The 20,100-nt window shown below is 66.2% G+C and carries 13 protein-coding genes and 3 rRNA genes; 6 read left to right on the top strand and 10 right to left on the bottom strand.

The window, feature by feature from the left end; translation table 11 throughout:
- Window positions 1-22 precede the first annotated feature (22 nt).
- Entirely contained in the window at window positions 23-826 is an 804-nt protein-coding gene (locus tag ACQEWB_RS23170; protein ID WP_432833990.1) for a class I SAM-dependent methyltransferase, read from the top strand.
- A gap of 48 nt (window positions 827-874) precedes the next feature.
- Here the strand turns inward: ACQEWB_RS23170 and ACQEWB_RS23165 are convergent, their stop codons facing one another.
- Window positions 875-2,137: an MFS transporter gene (locus tag ACQEWB_RS23165; RefSeq protein WP_432843961.1), complete on the bottom strand. Its 1,263-nt coding sequence runs from the start codon at window positions 2,135-2,137 to the stop codon at window positions 875-877.
- A 120-nt stretch (window positions 2,138-2,257) separates the two neighbouring features.
- Between ACQEWB_RS23165 and ACQEWB_RS23160 the strand changes: the two genes are divergently transcribed.
- The 5 genes from ACQEWB_RS23160 (at window position 2,258) to ACQEWB_RS23140 (ending at window position 9,113) form a co-directional block, all read left to right on the top strand.
- Window positions 2,258-2,806, top strand: coding sequence for a MarR family winged helix-turn-helix transcriptional regulator (locus ACQEWB_RS23160; RefSeq protein ID WP_432833988.1), 549 nt, complete (start codon window positions 2,258-2,260; stop codon window positions 2,804-2,806).
- A 551-nt stretch (window positions 2,807-3,357) separates the two neighbouring features.
- A 16S ribosomal RNA gene (locus ACQEWB_RS23155) occupies window positions 3,358-4,883 on the top strand.
- A 302-nt stretch (window positions 4,884-5,185) separates the two neighbouring features.
- Window positions 5,186-8,305, top strand: a 23S ribosomal RNA gene (locus ACQEWB_RS23150).
- A gap of 70 nt (window positions 8,306-8,375) precedes the next feature.
- Window positions 8,376-8,492: ribosomal RNA gene (gene rrf / locus ACQEWB_RS23145) — 5S ribosomal RNA — on the top strand.
- The 16S, 23S and 5S rRNA genes sit together here, the layout of an rRNA operon.
- Window positions 8,493-8,561: 69 nt before the next feature.
- Window positions 8,562-9,113, top strand: a complete 552-nt coding sequence (locus ACQEWB_RS23140) for a GNAT family N-acetyltransferase (RefSeq protein WP_432833986.1) — start codon at window positions 8,562-8,564, stop codon at window positions 9,111-9,113.
- Window positions 9,114-9,117: 4 nt separating this feature from the next.
- On the opposite strand, the gene ACQEWB_RS23135 is transcribed toward ACQEWB_RS23140, so the two are convergent.
- From ACQEWB_RS23135 to ACQEWB_RS23095, 9 genes are all read right to left on the bottom strand, one after another.
- Entirely contained in the window at window positions 9,118-10,599 is a 1,482-nt protein-coding gene (locus ACQEWB_RS23135) for a TraM recognition domain-containing protein (protein ID WP_432843959.1), read from the bottom strand.
- 15 nt (window positions 10,600-10,614) lie between these two features.
- Window positions 10,615-12,042, bottom strand: a complete 1,428-nt coding sequence (locus ACQEWB_RS23130) for an ATP-binding protein (protein ID WP_432833984.1) — start codon at window positions 12,040-12,042, stop codon at window positions 10,615-10,617.
- Window positions 12,043-12,056: 14 nt separating this feature from the next.
- Window positions 12,057-13,616: an SCO6880 family protein gene (locus tag ACQEWB_RS23125; protein WP_432833982.1), complete on the bottom strand. Its 1,560-nt coding sequence runs from the start codon at window positions 13,614-13,616 to the stop codon at window positions 12,057-12,059.
- On the bottom strand, window positions 13,613-14,959 hold the full coding sequence (locus ACQEWB_RS23120) for a hypothetical protein (RefSeq protein WP_432833980.1): 1,347 nt from the start codon (window positions 14,957-14,959) through the stop codon (window positions 13,613-13,615). Before ACQEWB_RS23120 ends, ACQEWB_RS23125 begins: the two co-directional genes overlap by 4 nt.
- Window positions 14,949-15,779 (bottom strand): hypothetical protein, encoded by an 831-nt coding sequence (locus ACQEWB_RS23115; protein WP_432833978.1) that lies wholly within the window; start codon window positions 15,777-15,779, stop codon window positions 14,949-14,951. The genes ACQEWB_RS23120 and ACQEWB_RS23115 overlap by 11 nt, the downstream gene beginning before the upstream one ends.
- A 149-nt stretch (window positions 15,780-15,928) precedes the next feature.
- Entirely contained in the window at window positions 15,929-16,237 is a 309-nt protein-coding gene (locus ACQEWB_RS23110) for a hypothetical protein (protein ID WP_014673544.1), read from the bottom strand.
- 376 nt (window positions 16,238-16,613) lie between these two features.
- The gene (locus ACQEWB_RS23105) at window positions 16,614-17,921 is read right to left on the bottom strand and encodes a S53 family peptidase (RefSeq protein ID WP_432833975.1); all 1,308 of its coding nucleotides are present in this window, start codon (window positions 17,919-17,921) and stop codon (window positions 16,614-16,616) included.
- Window positions 17,922-18,147: 226 nt separating this feature from the next.
- The gene (locus tag ACQEWB_RS23100) at window positions 18,148-18,429 is read right to left on the bottom strand and encodes a hypothetical protein (protein WP_432833973.1); all 282 of its coding nucleotides are present in this window, start codon (window positions 18,427-18,429) and stop codon (window positions 18,148-18,150) included.
- Window positions 18,430-18,618: 189 nt separating this feature from the next.
- Complete coding sequence (locus ACQEWB_RS23095; protein WP_432833971.1) at window positions 18,619-19,983, bottom strand: S53 family peptidase; 1,365 nt, start codon at window positions 19,981-19,983, stop codon at window positions 18,619-18,621.
- Window positions 19,984-20,100: the final 117 nt, after the last annotated feature.

Here is a 20,100-nt window from a genome sequence, read left to right as displayed (position 1 = left end):
TCTCCGGTGCTACTAGCTCTTCATGGCAGACGAACCGGGTTTCCAGCTCACCGAAACAGCCGCCGACCGCTACGAGCACTACGTCGCGCCCATCATGGCGCCCTTCGTCACCGCGATCCTGGACGCCGTCGACCTCTCCCCGGGCGCGACCGTCCTCGACCTGGCCTGCGGCACCGGCTTCGCGGCCCGCGCGGCCGCCACCCAGGCCGGCCCCACCGGCCGGGTCTTCGGCGCCGACATCAACGAGCCGATGCTCAAGGTGGCCACCGCCCACCACCCCCGCCACTACCCCGACATCGAGTTCACCGCGGCCCCCGCCGACGAACTCCCCTACCCCGACGCCTCCTTCGACGCCGTCGTCTGCCAACAAGCCGCCCAGTTCTTCCCCGACCTCGACGCGGCCCTCACGGAGACAGCCCGAGTCACCCGCCCCCAGGGCCGCTTCGCCGCAACCGTCTGGGCCCCCACGGCCCTCACCAGCCCCTACATGGCCGCCCAACACGAGATCATCAAGGAATACGGCGGCCAGCAGGCGGCCGACTCCTTCGCCGCGGCCTTCGCCTGCACCGCCGACCGCCTCACCACGGCCCTCCGCACGGCCGGCTTCCACGACGCGAAGGCCCACGAGCTCACCTTCGGCATCGCCCTCCCCCCACTCGACGAGTTCGCCCCCGGCCACCTCTCGGTCCTCCCCTGGGCCCAGCAGATCCTGGACTCCGACGGCCCGGACGCCCTGACGGAAGCGGGCCGAGCCCTGGTCACCCGCCTGACCCCCCACGCCCCGACCTTCACCTTCACGGCCACCCTGGCGACAGCCACCCGCTGAAACACAAAGGCGGCCGCCACCCGAAGGTGACGGCCGCCCAGCCGAACCTCACGCCTCCGCAACAACCGGCTCCGCAGCCGCCCCACCACGGGCAACCACCCGACTCCGCCCGATCCAGGGCCGATCCTGTACGGCGGTCAGCTGCCGCCCCAGCCGCAGCGCGAGGAAAGTGATGCCGAGCGAGAACAGAAAGAACGCCACGATGTACGGCGCGTGCAGCGAGGCCCCCATGGGCCCGCCGACCGCAGGCCCGACGGCCAGCGCGAGCTGCTTCACCAGGGCGAACGCGGAGTTGTACTGCCCGGCCATCCCCTCCGGCGCCAGATCGGCCACCAGCGGGGCGACAGTCGGCGACAACATCGCCTCACCCAGCCCGAACAGGGCGTACGTCGACACGAAGGCCGCCGTCGCCATCTCCTGGCTACCGTGCCCGAGCCCGGCGTACCCGGCCGCGACCCACGCCACGGCCCAGATCAGTCCGACCCCGGCGATCACGCGCGACCGACGCCGCCGCTCGACGAACTTCAGCACGGCGAACTGCGCGACCACGATCATCAGCGTGTTGGCGGCCAGCGCCGACCCCAGCGCGGAGGTGGAGATCCCCGCGGCCTCGACGCCGTAGGCACTCAGCCCCGACTCGAACTGCCCGTAACAGGCGAAGAACAGCACGAAGCCCAGCACGGACAGCTGCACCATGGCCCGGTTGCCCAGCAGCTGCTTCCAGCTGCTCTTCCCCGACCGGCCGGGAGCCCCCTCGATACGCGGCGAGTGCGGCATCCGCACCGTCGTCATCACGATCGCGAGCAGCAGGAACATCGCCGCCTCGATCGAGAACAGCAGGGTGAAGGAGTCGACGCGCGTAGCGTCGACGAGATGCCCGCCGATGAGCCCACCGACGCCGAGCCCCAGGTTCTGCAGGAAGAACTGCGTCGCGAAGGCACGCGAGCGGGTGTCCGCCGTGGAGCAGTCCACGATCATCGTCGCGAGCGCCGGCTGCATCACGGCCTGCCCCGCCCCGAGCGCCGCCGCGGCCAGGAGTACGGACGTCGCGTTCCCCGCGAGCCCCAGGCTCAGCGCCCCGACGGCGGCGGTGACCAGGGCGGCGAGCAGGACCGGCAGGGGACCGCGCCGGACGATGGCCCGCCCGGCGACCGGCAGCACGACCAGCGCGGCCACGGCGAAGACGGCGAGGACGAGCCCCGCCGTCATGGCCCCCAGCCCTCGCACCTGCGCCACATAGACGTACAGGTACGGGACCGTGAAGCCGAGCCCGAACGCGCTGAGTGCGTTTCCCACATGGATCCGGCGCATCGCTGCGCCCATCGCCCTGGTCACGTTCACCTACTAACTAGTTAGATCTGAAGACTTCGAAGCTAAAGAGTACATAATCAAGGACTTCAAAGCAAAGGGACTGCGTGCGATACTGCGCCCATGGCCGACACAGCCGGCGTCCCGGAGCCGACCCTCGACGAGCAGATCGCCGCGTACCAGCGCGAGTTCCGGGACCTCGACCCCCAGGTCGAGCAGATCGTCTCGGCGCTGTCCCGCCTCAACCGCCGGATGAACGTCGCCTACGGCCGCCAGACCGCCGCGCTCGGCATCAGCAACGCCGAGTGGGAGGTCCTCAAGGCCCTCGTCCTCTCCGGCGCCCCCTACCGTCTGGGCCCCAGCGACCTCGCCAAGCGCCTCGGCCTCACGCCGGCCGCGATGACCCACCGGATCGACCGCATGGTCGCGGAGGGTCTGGTGACGCGGGAGCGCGACGAGTCCAACCGCGTCCGTGTGATCGTGGAGCTGACCGCGGAGGGCCGCGAGAAGTGGCTGGAGGCGATGCGGATGGCCACGGTCTTCGAGGAGGACCTCCTCCAGGACCTCTCGGCCGAGGAGCGCACCAGCCTGGGCGACGTCCTCACCCGCCTCCTGCGTAGGGTGGAGCACGCACAGCCGGACGCCGGCGGCCGCCTCAGCGACCTGGACTAAAAGATCTTGACAAGGGGTGCTTGACAGGCCCCTCCGGGATCCGTAAAGTTCTCCGGGTTGCCACGGAGCCGTAACGGTTCTTCGGTAACACCTCCCGCCGCGTGAGCGGCACCCAAACCATCAGCACGATCTCCCAACCGGGTCGATTTCGGCATGCCCGAATTCAATTCGAATTGGAGCTCGGCGGCCCGATTGGGAATCGCCGAGAGGATCCGCTAAGGTTTGAGACGTCGGAACGGCCCAACGGCCGGGAAGGCAACTCCCGCTGACTGGGAATCAGACGCCGAAAGGATCTGATAGAGTCGGAAACGCAAGACCGAAGGGAAGCCCGGAGGAAAGCCCGCGAGGGTGAGTACAAAGGAAGCGTCCGTTCCTTGAGAACTCAACAGCGTGCCAAAAATCAACGCCAGATATGTTGATACCCCGTCTCCGATCATCATGGTCGGGACGAGGTTCCTTTGAAACAAAACACAGCGAGGACGCTGTGAACTGCCGGATCATTCCTCCGGTGGTTCCGCTCTCGTGTGTGTAATCCCGATGACGGGAAAACATTCACGGAGAGTTTGATCCTGGCTCAGGACGAACGCTGGCGGCGTGCTTAACACATGCAAGTCGAACGATGAACCACTTCGGTGGGGATTAGTGGCGAACGGGTGAGTAACACGTGGGCAATCTGCCCTTCACTCTGGGACAAGCCCTGGAAACGGGGTCTAATACCGGATACCACTCCTGCAGGCATCTGTGGGGGTTGAAAGCTCCGGCGGTGAAGGATGAGCCCGCGGCCTATCAGCTTGTTGGTGAGGTAACGGCTCACCAAGGCGACGACGGGTAGCCGGCCTGAGAGGGCGACCGGCCACACTGGGACTGAGACACGGCCCAGACTCCTACGGGAGGCAGCAGTGGGGAATATTGCACAATGGGCGGAAGCCTGATGCAGCGACGCCGCGTGAGGGATGACGGCCTTCGGGTTGTAAACCTCTTTCAGCAGGGAAGAAGCGCAAGTGACGGTACCTGCAGAAGAAGCGCCGGCTAACTACGTGCCAGCAGCCGCGGTAATACGTAGGGCGCAAGCGTTGTCCGGAATTATTGGGCGTAAAGAGCTCGTAGGCGGCTTGTCACGTCGGGTGTGAAAGACCGGGGCTTAACCCCGGTTCTGCATTCGATACGGGCTAGCTAGAGTGTGGTAGGGGAGATCGGAATTCCTGGTGTAGCGGTGAAATGCGCAGATATCAGGAGGAACACCGGTGGCGAAGGCGGATCTCTGGGCCATTACTGACGCTGAGGAGCGAAAGCGTGGGGAGCGAACAGGATTAGATACCCTGGTAGTCCACGCCGTAAACGGTGGGAACTAGGTGTTGGCGACATTCCACGTCGTCGGTGCCGCAGCTAACGCATTAAGTTCCCCGCCTGGGGAGTACGGCCGCAAGGCTAAAACTCAAAGGAATTGACGGGGGCCCGCACAAGCAGCGGAGCATGTGGCTTAATTCGACGCAACGCGAAGAACCTTACCAAGGCTTGACATACACCGGAAACGGCCAGAGATGGTCGCCCCCTTGTGGTCGGTGTACAGGTGGTGCATGGCTGTCGTCAGCTCGTGTCGTGAGATGTTGGGTTAAGTCCCGCAACGAGCGCAACCCTTGTTCTGTGTTGCCAGCATGCCCTTCGGGGTGATGGGGACTCACAGGAGACCGCCGGGGTCAACTCGGAGGAAGGTGGGGACGACGTCAAGTCATCATGCCCCTTATGTCTTGGGCTGCACACGTGCTACAATGGCCGGTACAATGAGCTGCGATACCGTGAGGTGGAGCGAATCTCAAAAAGCCGGTCTCAGTTCGGATTGGGGTCTGCAACTCGACCCCATGAAGTCGGAGTTGCTAGTAATCGCAGATCAGCAGTGCTGCGGTGAATACGTTCCCGGGCCTTGTACACACCGCCCGTCACGTCACGAAAGTCGGTAACACCCGAAGCCGGTGGCCCAACCCCTTGTGGGAGGGAGCTGTCGAAGGTGGGACTGGCGATTGGGACGAAGTCGTAACAAGGTAGCCGTACCGGAAGGTGCGGCTGGATCACCTCCTTTCTAAGGAGCATCTAGCTGCCGCAAGGCGGCCAGAGCCACTACGCGGGCAGATGTCCTGCGGTGGTCAGCTCATGGGTGGAACGTTGATTATTCGGTCCGGTTCACGGGTCGGAGGCTGTGAGTACTGCCCTCTCGGGGGCGTGGAAAGCATGATCTCCGGGCGGGACCGGTCCGGGCACGCTGTTGGGTGTCTGAGGGAATGAATTCCCTCGATGCCGGCCCCAGTGAACTCGAGCCGATGGCTTGGGGTGATGGGCGACTGGTCGTTGTTTGAGAACTGCACAGTGGACGCGAGCATCTGTGGCCAAGTTTTTAAGGGCGCACGGTGGATGCCTTGGCACCAGGAACCGATGAAGGACGTGGGAGGCCACGATAGGCCCCGGGGAGTCGTCAACCAGGCTTTGATCCGGGGGTGTCCGAATGGGGAAACCCGGCAGTCGTCATGGGCTGTCACCCTTGCCTGAACACATAGGGCAAGTGGAGGGAACGCGGGGAAGTGAAACATCTCAGTACCCGCAGGAAGAGAAAACAACCGTGATTCCGGGAGTAGTGGCGAGCGAAACCGGATGAGGCCAAACCGTATGCGTGTGAGACCCGGCAGGGGTTGCGTATACGGGGTTGTGGGATCTCTCTTCTGTCGTCTGCCGGCGGCAGGACGAGTCAGAAACCGTTGATGTAGGCGAAGGACATGCGAAAGGTCCGGCGTAGAGGGTAAGACCCCCGTAGTCGAAACGTCAGCGGCTCGTTTGAGAGACACCCAAGTAGCACGGGGCCCGAGAAATCCCGTGTGAATCTGGCGGGACCACCCGCTAAGCCTAAATATTCCCTGGTGACCGATAGCGGATAGTACCGTGAGGGAATGGTGAAAAGTACCGCGGGAGCGGAGTGAAATAGTACCTGAAACCGTGTGCCTACAAGCCGTGGGAGCGTCGGAACACAGCTTGCTGTGTTCTCGTGACTGCGTGCCTTTTGAAGAATGAGCCTGCGAGTTTGCGGTGTGTTGCGAGGTTAACCCGGGTGGGGTAGCCGTAGCGAAAGCGAGTCCGAACAGGGCGTTTTAGTAGCACGCTCAAGACCCGAAGCGGAGTGATCTAGCCATGGGCAGGTTGAAGCGGAGGTAAGACTTCGTGGAGGACCGAACCCACCAGGGTTGAAAACCTGGGGGATGACCTGTGGTTAGGGGTGAAAGGCCAATCAAACTCCGTGATAGCTGGTTCTCCCCGAAATGCATTTAGGTGCAGCGTCGTGTGTTTCTTGCCGGAGGTAGAGCACTGGATAGGCGATGGGCCCTACCGGGTTACTGACCTTAGCCAAACTCCGAATGCCGGTAAGTGAGAGCGCGGCAGTGAGACTGTGGGGGATAAGCTCCATGGTCGAGAGGGAAACAGCCCAGAGCATCGACTAAGGCCCCTAAGCGTACGCTAAGTGGGAAAGGATGTGGAGTCGCACAGACAACCAGGAGGTTGGCTTAGAAGCAGCCACCCTTGAAAGAGTGCGTAATAGCTCACTGGTCTAGTGATTCCGCGCCGACAATGTAGCGGGGCTCAAGCGTACCGCCGAAGTCGTGTCATTGCAGCAATACTCCCAACGGAGGCTGTGATGGGTAGGGGAGCGTCGTCTGCCGGGTGAAGCAGCCGCGGAAGCGAGTTGTGGACGGTTGACGAGTGAGAATGCAGGCATGAGTAGCGATTCACACGTGGGAAACGTGTGCGCCGATTGACTAAGGGTTCCTGGGTCAAGCTGATCTGCCCAGGGTAAGTCGGGACCTAAGGCGAGGCCGACAGGCGTAGTCGATGGATAACCGGTTGATATTCCGGTACCCGCTGTGAAGCGTCAAACATCGAACCAGGCGATGCTAAGTCCGTGAAGCCGCCCCGGAGCCTTCGGGTAAAGGGGAGTGGTGGAGCCGACGGACCAGACCTGTAGTAGGTGAGTGATGGGGTGACGCAGGAAGGTAGTCCAGCCCGGGCGGTGGTTGTCCCGGGGTAAGGGTGTAGGCCGTGATCTAGGCAAATCCGGATCACACAAGGCTGAGACCTGATGCCGAGCCGATTGTGGTGAAGTGGATGATCCTATGCTGTCGAGAAAAGCCTCTAGCGAGTTTCATGGCGGCCCGTACCCTAAACCGACTCAGGTGGTCAGGTAGAGAATACCGAGGCGTTCGGGTGAACTATGGTTAAGGAACTCGGCAAAATGCCCCCGTAACTTCGGGAGAAGGGGGGCCATCACCGGTGATCACTCTTGCAGTGTGAGCTGGGGGTGGCCGCAGAGACCAGCGAGAAGCGACTGTTTACTAAAAACACAGGTCCGTGCGAAGCCGTAAGGCGATGTATACGGACTGACGCCTGCCCGGTGCTGGAACGTTAAGGGGACCGGTTAGTCACATTTCGGTGTGGCGAAGCTGAGAACTTAAGCGCCAGTAAACGGCGGTGGTAACTATAACCATCCTAAGGTAGCGAAATTCCTTGTCGGGTAAGTTCCGACCTGCACGAATGGCGTAACGACTTCTCGACTGTCTCAACCATAGGCCCGGTGAAATTGCACTACGAGTAAAGATGCTCGTTTCGCGCAGCAGGACGGAAAGACCCCGGGACCTTTACTACAGTTTGATATTGGTGTTCGGTTCGGCTTGTGTAGGATAGCTGGGAGACTGTGAACTCCGGACGCCAGTTCGGGGGGAGTCGTCGTTGAAATACCAGTCTGGTCGTGCTGGATGTCTAACCTGGGTCCGTGATCCGGATCAGGGACAGTGTCTGATGGGTAGTTTAACTGGGGCGGTTGCCTCCTAAAGAGTAACGGAGGCGCCCAAAGGTTCCCTCAGCCTGGTTGGCAATCAGGTGTTGAGTGTAAGTGCACAAGGGAGCTTGACTGTGAGACCGACGGGTCGAGCAGGGACGAAAGTCGGGACTAGTGATCCGGCGGTGGCTTGTGGAAGCGCCGTCGCTCAACGGATAAAAGGTACCCCGGGGATAACAGGCTGATCTTCCCCAAGAGTCCATATCGACGGGATGGTTTGGCACCTCGATGTCGGCTCGTCGCATCCTGGGGCTGGAGTCGGTCCCAAGGGTTGGGCTGTTCGCCCATTAAAGCGGTACGCGAGCTGGGTTTAGAACGTCGTGAGACAGTTCGGTCCCTATCCGCTGCGCGCGCAGGAATATTGAGAAGGGCTGTCCCTAGTACGAGAGGACCGGGACGGACGAACCTCTGGTGTGCCAGTTGTTCTGCCAAGGGCATGGCTGGTTGGCTACGTTCGGGAGGGATAACCGCTGAAAGCATCTAAGCGGGAAGCCTGCTTCGAGATGAGTATTCCCACCCACTTGATGGGGTAAGGCTCCCAGTAGACGACTGGGTTGATAGGCCGGATCTGGAAGGCAGGTAACTGCTGGAGGTGACCGGTACTAATAGGCCGAGGGCTTGTCCATATTTGCTCGCGTCCACTGTGTTAGTTCTGAGGCAACGACCGTGTTGTTTTCCGGTCGAGTTTCATAGTGTTTCGGTGGTTATAGCGTGAGGGAAACGCCCGGTTACATTCCGAACCCGGAAGCTAAGCCTTACAGCGCCGATGGTACTGCAGGGGGGACCCTGTGGGAGAGTAGGACGCCGCCGAACAAATTTTGAGAAAACCCTCGTACCGATAATTGGTACGGGGGTTTTCTGCGTTCGGCTACCGTTGCTGGCATGAACTACAAGATCCGATCCATACGGGCCGGCGAGTGGGCCGAGGTGAAGGCGCTGCGGCTTGCCGCTCTGCGGGATCCGGTGGCGCACCTCGCCTTCTTGGAGACGTACGAGCAGGCCATGGCCCATCCCGACTCCTTCTGGCAGGAGCGGGCCGCCGGCGGTGCCGAGGGTGCGCTGAGTGCGCAGCAGATCGTCGCCGAGGGGCCGGACGGGGAGTGGGTCGGGACGCTGACCGTGCTGATCGAGGAGGCCGGGACCACGGACTGGGCCGGTATCGCGGTGGATCGGAAGCAGGGGCATGTCGTCGGGGTGTTCGTGCGGCCCGACTGCCGTGGCATCGGGCTCACCGAGGTGCTCTTCGACGCCGGTCTGGAGTGGGCCTGGGCGCGGGGTGTCGAGCGGGTCCGGCTCATCGTGCACGAGCACAACGGGCGGGCTCAACGGCTGTACAAGAAGGTCGGGTTCGTGGCGACGGGCGTGACCGTTCCGGTGGGGGAGGGAACGGCGGAGGTGGAGCTGGAGCTCGCCGTCGAGCGTGAGGTCGGCTGACGTACTACACCGGCAGTTCGTCGTGCGGCCAGCGGGTGCGGCCCTGTTCGCGGGAGCGGAGCAGGGCCAGGGTCGGCAGGCCCCGGTCCGCTCCGGTGGCCAGCAGCTCCGGGAGCTGGGGAAGCGGAGCCACGGCGGCGACGTCGTCGAGGACGAGCGTCAGTGGTGGGTCGAGGCGACCGGCGGATGACCGTTCGGCCATGCGGCGGCCACGCTCGACCACGCTGGAGACGAGGGCCGTCAGGAGGGGCATCGCGCCTGGATTGGTCCTGGGGTCCTCGATGGACTCCCCCACTACATAAAGCGTGCCCCCTTCGTCGACGAAGGAATCCAAGGCGAGTGCATCGGTTCGGTTTGGTGTGCACGCCTCTCGGATGTTGACGGTGAAGAGGGCGGACAGGGCTCGGCTCGTCAACTCCTGGGCCATGTCCCGGCGTTCGGGGTGGGCGGTGAGCGCGGCCTCGAGTTCGCCCGCGGAGCCGGCTGCGGCCTTGGGGCTCGTCCGGAGGACGCGGACCGCGTCCTGTACCTGGGTGCCCTGGGACCAGCGGTGGACGTGGCGGATGGTGCGGCCGTCCACGGCGGCGGCGTGCAGGTAGCAGCGCAGGAGCGTTTCCGCGGTCGCCGACAGGGCCTGGTCGAGCTTGGCCGTGGGGCGGATGGGGGCGAGCAGGGCGGCGGCCCGTGAGGTCGCCGTCTCCTTGTCCTCGCAGCCTGCGGTGGGGGACCAGTGCAGGCGGGCGGGGGTGTCGCAGAGATGGGCGGGGTCGTAGAGGTGGACCGGGCCCAGTTTGGTGCGGGCGTCCTTGGTGTCCGACCAGACGGCCGGGTTCGAGGTGACCACGACGGCGGGGCCTTCCGCGTCGCGTACGGCCTGGGTCGCGGTGGTGTGGCGGGTCGCGGGTGGGCCGTAGTGCACCACGCCTTCGGCGCGGTCCCATCCGCCGGTCCTGCCGGCCAGGACGGGGGACTCGTGCCCGTTCGGTGCCTGCGGGTCGGAGAGAAGGGGCTCGGGGAGGAGGGGCTCGGCTCGCGGGACCGGTACCTCGTGCGCCTCCGTCGGCGTCGGCCGGGGCATCGGTTCCGTCGCGTCCGCGACCGTGTGTGCCAGCCGCCGTCGGGCCCGTCCCGCCCGCCACCGGGCGAAGGTGCCCATCACGAACACGGTCAGTACGAACAGCACCATCAGCTGTCCGATGAACAGGCCCCAGAACAGGCCGTATCCGGAGAGCTGGCTGTCGGGGGTGGCGGGCCAGGCGCCCGCGATGTCGTGCGGTTGGCCGATGAGGTGGCGCATGGCCAGCGGGGTGTGGGTGAAGGTGACCGCGTCCGGCCAGGAGCCCTTCGAGAACAGGCCCGCCAGCCCCGTCGCCGACCAGACCAGCAGGGTCATGCCGAGCAGGAAGGCGAGTATGCCGATCAGGAGCCCGTCGGGGATGCCGCCCTGGCTCTCACGGTCGTCCCGTCTCCGGTCGTCCCGTCTCACCACGTCCGCCTCCCGCTACGCCACCGTCGATTCGGACGAGCCGTCGTAGTCGCTCAGGTGCTGCTCCACGAACGCCGCCGCCCGCTCCTCCGCCTCCAGTTCGGCGGCGCGCAGGGCGTCGTCGTTCAGGTCGAGGTCGCGGGAGGACTCGGTCATCGCGCGGTCGGTGAAGACCAGGGGGCGTTCCGTCTCGGTGACCAGGTGTTTGACGACCTGGACGTTGCCGTTGACGTCCCAGACGGCGATGCCGGGGGTGAGCGTCGGGATGATCTCGACGGCCCAGCGCGGTAGGCCGAGCACGCGTCCCGTCGCCCTCGCCTCGTCCGCCTTCTGGGCGTAGATGGTCCTGGTGGAGGCCATCTTCAGGATCGCCGCGGCCTCCTTCGCCGCCGCTCCGTCCACCACGTCGGACAGGTGGTGGACGACCGCCACGAAGGACAGACCCAGCCGTCGGCCGAACTTCAGCAGCCGCTGGAAGAGTTGGGCCACGAAGGGGCTGCTGATGATGTGCCAGGCCTCCTCGACCAGGAAGACGCGCTTCTTCCGGTCGGGGCGGATCCAGGTGTGCTCCAGCCACACGCCGACGATCGCCATCAGGATCGGCATCGCGATGGAGTTGCGGTCGATGTGGGACAGGTCGAAGACGATGAGGGGCGCGTCGAGGTCGATGCCGACCGTGGTCGGGCCGTCGAACATGCCGCGCAGGTCACCGTCGACCAGCCGGTCCAGGACGAGGGCGACGTCCAGGCCCCAGGCCCGCACGTCCTCTATGTCGACGTTCATCGCCTCGGCCGACTCCGGCTCGGGGTGCCGTAGTTGCTCGACGATGTCGGTGAGGATCGGCTGGCGTTCGACGATCGTCTCGTTGACGTAGGCGTGCGCGACCTTCAGCGCGAAGCCCGAGCGCTCGTCGAGGCCGTGGCCCATCGCCACCTCGATGATGGTGCGCAGCAGCGCCAGCTGGCCGGTGGTGGTGATCGAGGGGTCCAGCGGGTTGAGGCGGATCCCGTGGTCCAACGCGGCCATCGGGTCCAGGCGGATGGGGGTTATCCCCAACTCCTCCGCGATCAGGTTCCATTCGCCGACGCCGTCCTCGCCCTGCGCGTCCAGGACGACGACCTGTCGGTCGCGGAAGCGCAACTGCCGTAGGACATAGGTCTTCTCCAGCGCCGACTTGCCGTTTCCGGACTCGCCGAGGACCAGCCAGTGGGGGGCCGGGAGCTGTTGGCCGTAGAGCTGGAAGGGGTCGTAGATGTAGCCCTTGCCGGAGTAGACCTCGCGGCCGATGATCACGCCGGAGTCGCCCAGCCCGGGGGCGGCCGTGGGCAGGTAGACCGCCTGGGCCTGGCCCGTCGAGGTGCGTACCGGCAGGCGGGTCGTCTCGACCTTGCCGAAGAGGAAGGACGTGAAGGCGTCGGTGAGGACGGACAGCGGATCCCGCATCAGCGAATCAGCCCCTACCTTCGGATTCCGGTGGCGAACGGCAGCGTGTTCACGAAGGACCGGTGGTGCTCGCGGTCGCACCACTCCAGCTTCAGGTACGACTTTCCGGCCGAGGCGCGGATGGTGCGTTTGTCGCGGGCCAGGGCCTCGGGATTGCGGGAGGAGACGGTGATGTAGCCGACCAGGTTGACGCCGGCCGCGCCGCTCGCGAGGTCCTCTCCGCGCTGGTCGAGGCGGTTGTGGGCGGCGATGTCGCGCGGGTCCACCGTGCGGTTCATCTTGGCGGCGCGGGAGGCCTCCGCGTCGTCGTTCGTCTTCTCGGTCAGCATGCGCTCGATGGCGACCTCGGTGGGCTCGAGGTCCATCGTGACGGCGACCGTGCGGATGACGTCCGGGGTGTGGACGAGGAGGGGCGCCAGGAAGTTGACGCCGACGGGCGTCATCGGCCACTCCTTCACCCAGGCCGTGGCGTGGCACCAGGGCGCGCGGGTGCTGGACTCCCGGGTCTTCGCCTGGAGGAACGTCGGCTCCATGGCGTCGAGTTCGGCCGGCCAGGCGTTGCGCTGGGTCATCGCCTGGATGTGGTCGATCGGGTGGTCGGGGTCGTACATGGAATGGATGAGGGAGGCGAGACGGCCCTGGCCCAGCGGCTGTCGTACGCGGATGTCGGCCTCCTGGAGGCGCGAGCAGATGTCGGTCAGCTCGCGGGCCATGACGACCGCGAGACCGGCGTCCCGGTCCACCTTCCGCCCGGCCTGCGGGCGCGCCGCGCGGGCCATTGCCTGTGCCTCGGCGGCGAGTTCGCGGGTGTAGTGCATGCAGGCGACGAGATAGGCGCGGTGCTGCTCGCTGCTGGTGGACACCATGGACTGGAGTTGGTCGTACGACTGCTGGAGCCAGCCCAGTGACTTCTCGTCGCCGCGCAGGGCGACGTCCTTGGCGTGCGCGTCCGGGTCGGCGGGCAGCGTGCGGGCGAGCATCTGGAGGCGGGTGACGAAGCCGTCGCCGTTGGCCACGTGCTTGAGGAGGGTGCCGAAGCGGTCGACGAGGGCTTCCTGGTCCTCGGAGTCGCGCAGGCCGACGCCCGGGCCTTCGATCTCGATGGCGGCGGTCACCATCCTGCGGTCCGCGTGCAGGAGTACGGCGATCTCGTCGGGGCCGAAGGGGGCGGCGAGCCAGGTGATGCGGCCGATGCCGGGGGGCGGTCCGACCTCGACCTCACGGCCGTCGAGGCGCGTACCGGCTTCCATGACCCCGCTGCGGTACAGGGTGCCCTGCTTCAGGGTGCGCTTGTAACTGCGGTTGATCTCGAACCACTTGTAGAACGTGCGGTGCTTGTACGGCACGTAGACCGCCATCAGCGCCAGCAGCGGAAAGCCCATCAGCAGCACGATGCGCAGGGAGAGGACGGGGACCAGGAGCCCGCACATCATGCCGAGGAACGCGCCGCCGATGATGAGCGCGATCTCGCCGGACTCGCGGTTCCGGCCGACGATCGCGTTCGGCCTGGCGCGGCCGATGAGATATGTACGGCGGGGCGTGACCGGATGGGACAGGTGGGACTCGGTCGTCAACGCCCTTCACCTCCCGTGCGGTTGGTACTGCTGTTGCGGGTGTTGCCGGCGTGCGGGGTGTTCACCGGGCTCGACGAACGGGGTGCGGGTGCGGCGGAGGGGACAGATCCGCCGCCACCACCGTTCGGGGTGCGGGTGCTGTGTGCGGCCACGCCGCCGGAGACCGGGTTGCTCGGGCGGGCGCCGCCGTTGGAGGACGACTGGCCGCCGCCTCCGTTGTCGTTCGAGCGGGCGCTGTGGGTCTTGATGCCCTGCGCGACCATGGTCGCGGGGGAGCTGATGACGGCCGCGGCCTTGCCCTCGGCGCCCTGCATGATGCGGTTGTTGCGGCCGCTGGCGATCTCGTCGCCGAAGCCGGGGACGAAGCGGTAGATCATCGCGCTGGCGAAGATGGCGAGCAGGATGATGGCGAGGCCGGAGACGACGGCGGAGAAGGAGTCCGGGCCGTTCTCGCTGGACAGCGCGCCGGCCAGGCCCAGCACGATCACGATGATCGGCTTGACCAGGATGACCGCGATCATGATGCCGGCCCAGCGGCGGACGTGGCTCCAGAGGTTCTTGTCGACGAGGCCGGCGTAGACGACGGTGCCGAGGAGGGCGCCGACGTAGAGGAGCGCTGCCCTGATGACGAGCTCCAGCCAGAGGACGCCCGCGGCGAGGATGCTGACCAACGACACGACGATCAGCATGATGGGGCCGCCGCCGATGTCGGTGCTCTTGTCGAGGGCGCCGGAGAAGGTGCCGAAGAAGGTGTCGGTCTGGTCGCCGGTGGTCTTCGCGAGGACGTCGGTGACGCCGTCCGCGGCGGATACGACGGTGTACAGGATCAGGGGCGTGAAGGCCGACGCCAGCACGGTCAGCCAGAGGAAGCCGACGGCTTCCGAGATGGCGGTGGTGAGGGGGACACCGCGGACTGCGCGCTTGGCCACGGCGAGGAGCCACAGCAGGAGGGTGAGGATCGTGGACGCGGCGAAGACGACGGCGTACTGCTGCAGGAACTTCTGATTGGTGAAGTCGACGTTCGCGGTCTCTTTGACGGCGTCACTGAGCTTGTCGATGGTCCAGGAAGCGGCGTCGGCGCAGCCCTTGGCGAGGGAGGAGAGGGGGTCGAGGGTGGAGGTGGGGTCCACGGAGGTGGAGCCGCCCGTGCTCGAGTCGCTGTTGCCGCGTTCGCAGTACTTCTTCGCCTCGCCGACGATGAGATCGCAGGGGTCGCTGCTCTTGGACGGCGAAGGGGAGGGGCTCGGTGCGGCCGCGGCACGGGTGGCCAGCAGCACGGCGGCTGTCTGTACGGCGGTGACGACTCCGGCGAGCCTGAGGACGCGGTGCGGGTTACCGGGCATACGTGAACCCTCCGTACTCCTGGATGGCCTTGCTGATCTCGTCGGAGGAGGCGGCCTTGTCGTCTCCGGGTACCGGTGCCGGGCCGTCCTTCTGGGAGTCCGTGACGATCTTCCAGTCGCCGGCCGACCACTGGAGGTCGAACGTCCACGTCTTCCAGGTCGAGCTGACGGGATCGGTCGAGCTCTGCCCGGACATGCCGATGAGCCCCAGATACCAGACCGCGACTCTGGCGGTGCTGTCGCTGTACTGCTGGGCGGTCGCGCCCACTGGGACGACGCGTGAGACGAACGTGCTGCCCTGCGGCGGGTTGCCGCTCGCGTCGAGGCCCAACTTGCCGAGGAAGTCCGTCGAGTAGGCCCCGTCCATGGCGGTCTGCAACTTCGCGGCCGCGGCGGTCGTGTAGAGGGCGTCGACGATCCTGTGCCGGCTGTCCTTGGTGAACATGCCGGTGGAACCCAGCGTCACCGCGAAGTTCGTCGCCGCACTCTGCGCCCCCTGCCGGTCATGCGCGAACCCCGCTGGAATTCCCGCCGCCTTGGACTGGACCGGCTTCGTCCCGCTGGCTGCGGTGGTCGACGTTTCCGGCTTGTCGTTGGCTCCGGTCGAGGAGGTGGAGTCGTCGTCGCCGCGGTTCGCGAAGGCGATCGCGGCGATCAGGAGGACCACCACGCCGACCACCGTGACCAGGCTGCGTGAGGACGAGCGGCCGCCGCGGCGGGCGCCGCCGTAGACGTCGCCGGCGCCCTCGGGCAGCCTGGTCCGGGTCTGGCCCGTGCCGCCGTAACCGCCGGAGGCCTCGTGCTCGTCTCCGAGACTCATACCGCGTACGCCCTCTCCACCTCGTAGACATACGACGGTAGCCGTGCTGGGGTCCGCGCGGGCGCGGTGTGGTGACTCGACATCAGGGAAACGCAACCTCAGCCGGTGGGCACGACGGGCGGGTGGGGTAGAGGGGAGAGAGCTGCCTGCTAGACGGCCATGCCGTACACGATGGTGAAGAGCGTGCCCAGGGAGCCGATGATGAAGACCCCGGTGAGGCCGGCGATGATGAGGCCCTTGCCCTGTTCGGCGCTGAAGGTGTCGCGGAGGGCGGTCGCGCCGATGCGCTGCTTGGCGGCGCCCCATACCGCGATGCCGAGGCAGAGCAGGATGGCCACCGCCATCACGACCTCGATCATCACCTTGGCCTCGTTGCCCAGGCTGCCGAAGGGGCCCCAGTCCGGAGCGATCCCGCCGATGATGGTGTTGATGTCTCCCTTGTCGGCCGCAAAGAGCATGTAAGTCACCGCCCCTGGTGGGTAGTTCCGGTTCGCGTTCGCGTTCGTGTCCTCTGCGTCGGTGCAGAGGTCAGGGTCATTGTCGCCGACAATGCCGTCGTCGTATGTCGACTTGACGTCATTGATTGGCGGGTTTCGTACGAATGGCACGTACGGTCACTCTGTGTATCACGGCAGGTCACGCCGGGCAATGAGGCCTGAGCGGAACCTGTCGTGTGGTTCCGTCGTTGACCCCTTCCATGACCTGGGCCGATTCTGGCGGCCGGTCGGGTGAGTGGTCGAGACGATGTTCTCACGGTTGATGGGGAGAAAAGGCCTGCGGGCCCCGGCAGCAACCGGGGCCCGCAGGCGTTCTGAGGTGGTGTCAGTCACCCTGTCAGTTGGCGAAGGCCGAGATGCCTTCCGGGGTGCCCCAACCGGTCGGGCCGTCGTAGCCGGTCGTGGCGGTGCAGAAGTACGACGTGGTGCAGGTGCCGTTGTTGCCGCTGGTCACGTCGTTGAGCGACGAGGTGCCCGCGTAGTCGTAGGGGTACTGCGCCGGGTAGGTGCCGCTGGCTGGGGTGCCGGCCAGGGCGTAGACGCCCGCGATGATCGGCGCGGAGACGCTGGTGCCGCCGAAGGTGTACCAGCCGGCGGTGACGCCGTAGGAGTCGTAGACCGAGACGCCGGTTGCGGGGTCGGCGACCGCGGAGACATCGGACTCCATGCGCTTGGTGCAGCCGGTGTCGGTCTGCCAGCTCGGCTTGGCGTCGTACGCCGAGCAGCCGGAGCCGGTGCCCTCGGTGCTGGATGTCTTCCAGACGGTCTCGGTCCAGCCGCGGGTGGTGGAGGAGGTGGCCAGCTTGGTGCCGCCGACCGCGGTGACGTACCGGGAGGTGGCCGGGTACTCGGCGCCGTAGGCGCTGTCACCGGAGGAGACGGTGATGGCGACGCCGGGGTGGTTGTAGTACGAGGTGTCGTACGAGGTCTGGGAGGAGGACTCCGAGCCGCCGTAGGAGTTCGAGACGAACTTGGCGCCGAGCGTCACGGCCTCGTTCTCCGCGGTGCCCAGGTTGGCGTAGGAGGCGCTGGTGGCCTCGACCAGCAGGATGTTGCAGTTCGGGCAGATCGCGGAGGCCATGTCGAGGTCGAGGGAGATCTCCTCGGCCCAGCCGGTGTTGCCGGCGGGCAGTGAGGTCGTCGAGCCGGTCTGACTGACCTTCTTGAAGCAGCCGTTGGCCGTGGTGCAGGCGGAGAGGCCGTAGTACGAGCGGTACGTCGCGAGGTCGGACTCGGCGTTCGGGTCGTTGTACGCGTCGACGATCGCGATCGTCTCACCGGAGCCGTTGGAGGAGGCCGCGGAGGTCAGACCGTAGGCCGACTGGAGGTTGGTGGGGCCGTAGCCGGAGGGGGTCGACGCGTCGGCCGCCTTGGGGGTGACGCCGGTCTTCTCGGCCTGCATCTTCTGGTAGGCGGTGAGGCCGCCGGTGACCCGGTAGGACTTGCAGGTGAGGTCGCCCTCGTGCTTGGGGGTGGCACAGGGGGTCGAGACGTAGGTCACCTTGGTGGACGCGGTGGCGGCCGCGTCGGCCTGTACCGCGGTGCCGAGGCCGGCGAAGACCAGTGCGGCGGTGGCGGCGAGGGCCGAGCCCGCGCGGCGCCAACCGCGGTGCGTCGAAGGTCTGTTGGGGGGAGTGGAACGCATCGTGCAGCCTCCTGATGTTCCTGATGGGGTGGAACAGGGGCGGTGCGGGTGCGATGCCGTCGGTACGGGTTCCCCGGCGGCGGGCGGCGGCCCGCCAAGACCATCGCTTGTTGAGTACGCGACAACAAGAGGCTTACGGAATTCTGACTTCCGGCTTACTGAACGTGGTTCAGTCCTTTACTCAACGCACAGGAGGCTCAAGGGAGTTGCATGGATTGCGGGCTGGCTAGCGGCTGCTGCACTTGGGGTAGGCCGCACCCTCCGTGCAGAGGGCGTAGGCGCTGCTGCTGACGTCGACCTCTTCCTCGCTGCCGCCCTTGGTGCGGACGTTCAGCTCGTACTCGGTGTGGCAGGTGCGGGTCTTCTTGGTGCCCTTGCGCTTCGTCTTGCACTCGTAGTCCGTGTCCTTGCTGACCACGGTGCCGGTGACGGGCTTCGACTTGCTGCACGCGGTCAGCGGCGCGCTGAGTGCGGCTACGGCGAGCAGGACGGCGAACGTGCGCTTCATGGTGCTATTTCCCCCGGGGCGTCGTCAGTTGGGCTTGGGCGGCGTCCCGGGGACCTTACCCGCTACGGGAAAACGGGCCGCGGCCGGCTGCCGTGACCCGTTTCCCTTTCCATGCCGCCGAGGAGACCCCACGTACTCCTCATTCGGGCGGCTCCCCGTGACCCGACGGGGAGGTCGTACCTGCTGTTGTCAGCCCGTGAAGGCGTCCAGGCCCTCCGGGGTGCCCCAGCCGGTCGGACCGTCGTAACCGGACTCCGCGGTGCAGAAGTAGGCGGTGGAGCAGGAGCCGTTGTTGCCGCTGGTCACGTCGTTGAGGGCGGAGGTGCCGGCCGCGTTGTACGGGTACTCGGCCGGGTAGTCACTGCTGCCCGGGGTGCCCGCGAGGGCGTACACCGAGGCGATGATCGGGGACGAGGCGCTGGTGCCGCCGTAGGTGTTCCAGCCGGTGCCGTCGTCGCCGTAGGAGTCGTAGACCGAGACTCCGGTGGCCGGGTCGGCGACGGCGGAGACGTCGGCGATCATGCGCTTGGTGCAGCCGGTGTCGGTCTGCCAGGAGGGCTTGGCGTCGTAGGAGGAGCAGCCGGAGCCGGTGCCCTCGGTGCTCGACGTCTTCCAGACGCTCTCGGTCCAGCCGCGGCTGTTGGAGGAGCTGGACAGCTTGGTGCCGCCGACCGCGGTCACGTACCGGGAGGCCGCCGGGTACTCGGCGCCGTAGCCCTCGTCGCCCGCGCTCGCGGTGATGGCGACGCCCGCGTGCTTGTAGTACGAGCTGTCGTACGTGGTGTCGGAGGAGGACTCCGAGCCGCCGTAGCTGTTGGAGACGAACTTCGCGCCGAGCTTGACGGCCTCGTTCACCGCGGTGCCCAGGTTGGCGTCGGACGCCGACTTGGCCTCGACGAGGAGGATGTTGCAGTTCGGGCAGGTCGCGCTGACCATGTCGAGGTCGAGCGAGATCTCACCGGCCCAGCCGCTGTCGGCCGAGGGGAGCGAGGTCGTCGAGCCGGTCTGACTGACCTTGCTGAAGCAGCCGTTGTCGGTCGTGCAGTCGGAGAGGCCGTAGTACGAGCGGTAAGTGGCCAGGTCCGCCTCGGCGTTGGGGTCGTCGTAGGCGTCGACGATGGCGACCGTCTCGCCGGAGCCGTCGGAGGAGGCGGCCGAGGTCAGGCCGTAGGCCGACTGGATGTCGGTCGGGCCGTAGCCGGTCGGGTCGTCCGTGGCGGCGTTCGGCTTGATGGTCTTGGGGGCGATCCCCTTGAGCGCGGCCTGCTTCTCCATGAAGGCGGTGGTGCCGCCGGTGACCCGGAGGGCGTTACAGGCGGCGAACCCCTTCTTCGGGGTCGCACCGCAGCCGGCCTTCTCGTACTGCACATGGGCCTTGGCCACCTGCGCGGCGATGGTCCCGGCGCTCACCTTGTGGGAGGTGGCGGTGGCCGCGTTCGCGTGGACCGCGGTGCCGAAGCCGGCCAGGACGAGTGCGGCGGTGGCCGCGGCGGCCGAGCCGATGCGGCGCCATCTGCCGGATATGTGGGGGGAGTTGGGGGTGTCCGTACGCAACGTACAGCCTCCTGGGAGTGGTTGACAGAGGCCTGCGGGTGGGGGGACCACCGGTGAGGTTCCCGGTGGGGGCGGCGGCCCGCACCGACCATCGCTTGTTGAGTACGCGACAAACAA

It is taken from the genome of Streptomyces sp. CA-249302 (assembly GCF_050936785.1).
Taxonomy (GTDB): domain Bacteria; phylum Actinomycetota; class Actinomycetes; order Streptomycetales; family Streptomycetaceae; genus Streptomyces.
This window is presented reverse-complemented; position numbering and strand designations above follow the sequence as displayed.